General features: G+C 36.8%; 2 protein-coding genes. Both read left to right on the forward strand.

The genetic code is table 11. From position 1 onward, the window contains the following. Window positions 1-43: 43 nt before the first annotated feature. Window positions 44-520: a GreA/GreB family elongation factor gene (locus H5072_RS20050; protein ID WP_007582643.1), complete on the forward strand. Its 477-nt coding sequence runs from the start codon at window positions 44-46 to the stop codon at window positions 518-520. A 182-nt stretch (window positions 521-702) separates the two neighbouring features. Next, the gene (locus tag H5072_RS20055) at window positions 703-1,089 is read left to right on the forward strand and encodes a hypothetical protein (RefSeq protein ID WP_138488983.1); all 387 of its coding nucleotides are present in this window, start codon (window positions 703-705) and stop codon (window positions 1,087-1,089) included. Window positions 1,090-1,140 lie beyond the last annotated feature (51 nt).

Raw genomic sequence — 1,140 nt, forward strand, 5'->3', positions numbered from 1 at the left:
AACTAACTGCCTTATTTTTACTGCCTGTATTGTATTAATCCCCATGAATAAAACCCACGTTATCGAACATCTTCGCTTTGCGCTAGAAGCGCAGCTTACAACAGCAAAAGTAGCGGCAAAAACCGCGCACGACACCGCCACACATGAAGAAAACATAGCCGAAAACAAATACGATACCCTAGGGCTCGAAGCCGCTTATTTAGCACAAGGCCAAGCCCAGCGCGTAAACGATTGCTATAAAAGCATAGAATTGTTTGAGCCTGCCTTTAACGAAAAGCCAACCGACAAAATAGCTATCGGTTCGTTGGTGTGTTTAGAAGATGATAACGCAGCGCAAAAATGGTTTTATTTAGGCCCTGCAGCAGGTGGTTTAACCGTAAATGTTAAACAACATGCAATTGCTGTTGTAACACCCGGCGCACCAATGGGTAAGCAATTATTAAATAAACAGATTGATGATGAAATTACGTTAACAATTGCAGGTAAAGCCCACGAATATGTTGTGGTAGAGATCTTATAAATACTTCCTTCAGCAAAGTAAACCTTCTGAGGGACTACTTTATATACATAGCTTGAACTAACTTATCTGATTTTGTAGCTATATTACTTGGAGTTACTACTCAATTATTAGTGTTTTTGTAGAGTGTAATACTCAAAAATGTAAAATGTCCTTGATTATATTAAGGGAGACCGGAGGGAACTATGAAAATTCATAAAGGTGATATTGCTATGGATATGATTGAAGACGCTATCGACCTGTACAATGAAGAACGCTTTATTTCTAGCTTACATTTATCTGCTGCAGCATCTGAATTATTATCTGGTTTAAGTGAAATTTATGGATTTGAAAGCTCACACCAAAACTTAAAAAAAATGGTATGGGACTTCCATAATTCAAATCCTGATTTTTTCTCTAAGCCCCGACTTGCAATCAAAAAATTTAACTACTCTAAAAATGCTGTAAAGCATATTAATGGCGACAAGGATCAACTAGCATATATTTTGCCTAAAATGGACTCCGAGATGTACATAAATCAATGCCAAAAAATGTTAGAAAATTTTGGTATATGCTTGTTAAAGCGAATATGAAAACCAATTCTTCGCTTATAACTACTCGGTTATAGGGAGGCTAACTCAATT

Source organism: Pseudoalteromonas sp. SR45-5, assembly GCF_014163565.1.
Taxonomy (GTDB): domain Bacteria; phylum Pseudomonadota; class Gammaproteobacteria; order Enterobacterales; family Alteromonadaceae; genus Pseudoalteromonas; species Pseudoalteromonas distincta.